Source organism: Mesorhizobium sp. M1A.F.Ca.IN.020.06.1.1, from assembly GCF_004023265.1.
Taxonomy (GTDB): domain Bacteria; phylum Pseudomonadota; class Alphaproteobacteria; order Rhizobiales; family Rhizobiaceae; genus Mesorhizobium.
In genome coordinates, this window is sequence record NZ_RZSR01000553.1 from 1 (window position 1) to 4,034 (window position 4,034).

The window sequence follows — 4,034 nt, forward strand, 5'->3', positions numbered from 1 at the left end:
CGCTGGAGGCGCTCTACGACCGCAACACCAAATTCCTGCGCGATTCCTTCGCCAAGCTCGCCGCCGGCGGCGACGAGAGCAGGCGCTACCGGGCCTTCTATCCGCAGATCGGCGTCACCACCACCTCGTTCACGCAGATCGACTCGCGCCAGGCCTACGGCCATATGCCGACGCCCGGGCATTTTGCCACCACCATCACCCAGCCAAAGCTGTTCGAGAACTATCTCGTCGAGCAGCTTCGGCTCATCATGCGCAATCACGGCGTCCAGGTCACGGTGTCGGAATCGACGACGCCGATCCCGCTGCATTTCGCCTTTCTGGAGGGCACCTATGTCGATGGCACGGCTGCCGAGCGGATCAGGCGGCCGATCCGCGACCTGTTCGACGTGCCGGATCTCGACGGCACGGACGACCAGATCGCCAACGGCACTTTCGAGGTGGCGTTCGGCGAGCCGAGGCCGCTGGCGCCGTTCACGGCCCAGCGCATCGACTATTCGCTGCACCGCATGACGCACTACACGGCGACCAGCCCGCAGCATTTCCAGAATTTCGTGCTGTTCACCAATTACCAGTTTTACATCGACGAGTTCGTGGCGCGGGCCCGCGAGCTGATGGAGAGCGGCGGCGGCGGTTACAGCGAATTCGTCGAGCCGGGCAACCTCGTGACTAAGGCCGGGGCCGGCGCGGCGAGCGAAGGCACCCCGCCACAGCGCCTGCCGCAAATGCCGGCCTACCACCTGAAGAAGTCGGGCCATGGCGGCATCACCATGGTCAATATCGGCGTCGGCCCGTCCAACGCCAAGACCATCACCGACCATATCGCGGTGCTTCGGCCACATGCCTGGGTGATGCTCGGCCACTGCGCCGGCCTGCGCAATACGCAGGCACTGGGCGACTATGTGCTGGCCCATGCTTATGTGCGCGAGGATCATGTGCTCGACGACGACCTGCCGGTCTGGGTGCCGATCCCGCCGCTGGCCGAGATCCAGGTGGCGCTGCAGGAAGCGGTCGCCGAGGTAACGGGACTTTCCGGCTACGATCTCAAGCGCATTATGCGCACCGGCACCGTCGCCACCATCGACAACCGCAACTGGGAACTGCGTGACCAGCGCGGACCGGTGCAGCGCCTTTCGCAGTCGCGCGCCATTGCGCTCGACATGGAATCGGCGACGATCGCCGCCAACGGCTTCCGCTTCCGCGTGCCCTACGGCACGCTGCTGTGCGTCTCCGACAAGCCTTTGCATGGCGAACTGAAACTGCCCGGCATGGCGACGGAATTCTACAAGCGGCAGGTGGCGCAGCACCTCACCATCGGCATCAGGGCGATGGAGAAGCTGGCCGAAATGCCGATGGAGCGGCTGCATTCGCGCAAGTTGAGAAGCTTCTCCGAGACTGCTTTCCAGTAGCCGAGGCAACTCATCGTCTTGCCCGGGCCGCAATTTTGCCGATAAGCAGGCCTGAGCGAGAGTATGTCGCTGCAAAAAGATGCCGGCGACATTCGGCAGAACACGACTGACCATGACAACAGGCGGCGCGCGCTCAAACATGACGGCTGGGGTGGCATTCCTGGCGATGACGGCACTCACGGCCGCGCTGCTGGCCGGATTCCTCGGCGCGCTGCATCCGGCCCTCGATTCGTTCTCGCATTTTCGTATTCACCTGAGCGTGCTCACGGCGCTCCTGGCGGTGGCGCTGCTTGCCAGTTCCTACCGGCTGCAGGCGGCAGCAGCGCTGCTCTTCGCCCTCGCCTGCCTCGCCACGACGGCCAGCGCGCTGCCCAGGTTGTGGCCGCAGCAGGCGGTCGCCAAACCTGCCGACCGTATCGTCTATAGCCTGCTGCAGATCAATCTTCGCTTCGACAATCCGACGCCCAAGAAGGTGCTGTCGCTGATCGGCCGCACCAACCCTGATGTGATCACCCTCGACGAGGTGTCGGGAATGTGGACGAGAGAGCTCGGCTATATCACCGGCGCCTATCCGTACCGCATCCTCTGCCCCTACCCCAACGGCGTGTTCGGCGTCGCGCTGCTCTCGCGACGGCCTTTTGCCGCCGGCACGGCGCCGCATTGCGAGCCGCGCGGCGCGATGGCTACCGCCACGATCGATTTCGGCGGCACCGGCGTCGATGTCGCGGCAATCCATTTGAGCTGGCCGTGGCCGCGCGAGCAGTACTGGCAGATCGGCGAGCTGGCGGGGCCGCTTGCCGCGCTCGGCGAAACCGCCATCATGGCCGGCGACTGCAACGCCGTGCCGTGGAGCGCTGCAGTGCGTCGTGTCGCCTCGCTCGGCGGACTGAGCGTTATGCCGTCGGCCGGGCCGACCTGGATCCATCGGAAGCTACCGGATTTCATCCGGCGCTTCGCCGGCCTGCCGATCGACCAGGTGTTCAGCAAGGGCGCCGTGACCATCCACTCGGCGACGCGGCTGGAAGACGCCGGTTCCGACCACTTGCCGGTGCTGATCGAGTTCTCGTTGCGGTCCGACGGCCGACAGCCCGAGGACGAGCATCAGTCGGCGCTGGCGGCAAACGCACAACTTGGCAACACGGGCGGTTAGCGTCGCATTGCTTCCCGCCGCATCGCCGGTTTCTGCTTGTGCCGCTAAGGCCTGATCAAAGCAGCGACGAGGTGCTCGACATGACCTCCTTCGCGGTGCTCGCGGGCATCGAAGGCATTTTGCCTGGCCTCGTATTCGGCATAGACGGCCTGGATGCGCCGGCGCGCCTCGCTGCGCGCCTTGTAGCAATAGGGGTCGTTAGCGACCCTAAGACCGGTGATCGAGCGATCGGTGACGCGCATCATTTCCCGGGCAATGCGGCCATGGGTTCCCTCGTGGGCGCGCACGCCGGCGAAGAACCGGTTCCAGCGCTTCTTCAATGCAGGCGTGGCTGGCGACGCCAAGCGGGGGAAAGTGTAGAAGAGACTGAGCGTTCCGTTTGCCTGCCGTATCCGGCACGAGCCCTTGTCCTGGATAACGCCAAGCTCCCAGTCGGCCGTATAGGCGGTCTGGGCGATGGCATGCGTCATGAAGCCGTGCTTGGGGCCCCTGCTGCCCATCGCCTCGATGAGCGCCGCGCCCGAATTGCCGGCAATGTCATAGGTGCGCGTCTGGACCAGCACCTTGGTGCCGGCCGAAGCCTGCGGCGCGCAGAGCGCGCCGAGCGCGACAAGGCATGTCAGAACCGCCAGGCGCATAACCGTCTCCTCCCTATCCTCAGGGAAAGGGAACACAAGCAGGCAGCGGATTCAACAGCCTTGAGGTTGCGCCGTCGCAACCGTATTGCTCTTGGTGCCGCCTCTTACCCGGCTCGAACCAGCTTCTCCCACAGGATGGCGGCTGGCGAGCCGGCCCGGCCAGACGTGGGGCTCACATGCCTTGGTAGACCGGCCCCTCTCCGCCTTGCGGGGGCACCCAATTGATGTTCCGGTTCGGGTCCTTGATGTCGCAAGTCTTGCAGTGGACGCAGTTCTGCGCGTTGATGACGAAGCGCACGTCCTTGGCGGACGGATCGGCAGCGGCATTGCCGTCCTTGTCCACCCACTCATAGACGCCGGCCGGGCAGTAGCGGGTCGATGGCCCGGCGAACACGTCGTGCTCGGAACGCTGCTGCAGCGCCATGTCGCCGACGATGAGGTGCACGGGCTCATTTTCCTCATGGTTGGTGTTGGACAAAAACACCGAGGAGAGCCGGTCGAAGGTCAAGACGCCATCCGCCTTCGGATAAGCGATTTTCTGGTGCTTGGAGGCGGGCTCGAGCGTCGCATAGTCGGCCTTGCCGTGCTTCAGCGTGCCGAAGGGCGAGAAGCCGAACAGCGTGTTCAGCCACATGTCGAGACCACCGATGCCGACACCGACGATGGTGCCGAAGCGCGACCACAGCGGCTTCACGTTGCGCACCTTCTTCAGGTCCCTGCCGATGTCGCTGCCGCGCCAGGCGTCTTCATAGGAGGCGAGCTCGTCATTGGCCCGGCCGGCGGCAATGGCGTCCGCGACATGCTCGGCCGCCAGCATGCCCGACAGCACCGCATTGTGCG

4 protein-coding genes are annotated in these 4,034 nt (G+C 65.0%); 2 read left to right on the forward strand and 2 right to left on the reverse strand.

The genetic code is table 11. The features are described from left to right. Positions 1-2: 2 nt before the first annotated feature. Entirely contained in the window at positions 3-1,406 is a 1,404-nt protein-coding gene (locus EOA60_RS22080) for an AMP nucleosidase (protein ID WP_245502596.1), read from the forward strand. Positions 1,407-1,572: 166 nt separating this feature from the next. Further along, positions 1,573-2,556 carry an endonuclease/exonuclease/phosphatase family protein gene (locus tag EOA60_RS22085; RefSeq protein ID WP_245307403.1) on the forward strand — a complete coding sequence of 328 codons (984 nt, stop codon included), beginning with the start codon at positions 1,573-1,575 and terminating at the stop codon, positions 2,554-2,556. Positions 2,557-2,600: 44 nt separating this feature from the next. Here the strand turns inward: EOA60_RS22085 and EOA60_RS22090 are convergent, their stop codons facing one another. Further along, positions 2,601-3,194 carry a DUF922 domain-containing protein gene (locus EOA60_RS22090; RefSeq protein ID WP_095823700.1) on the reverse strand — a complete coding sequence of 198 codons (594 nt, stop codon included), beginning with the start codon at positions 3,192-3,194 and terminating at the stop codon, positions 2,601-2,603. A gap of 172 nt (positions 3,195-3,366) precedes the next feature. Next, on the reverse strand, positions 3,367-4,034 hold a 668-nt coding region (locus EOA60_RS22095), incomplete at its 5' end, for a 4Fe-4S dicluster domain-containing protein (protein ID WP_206628187.1).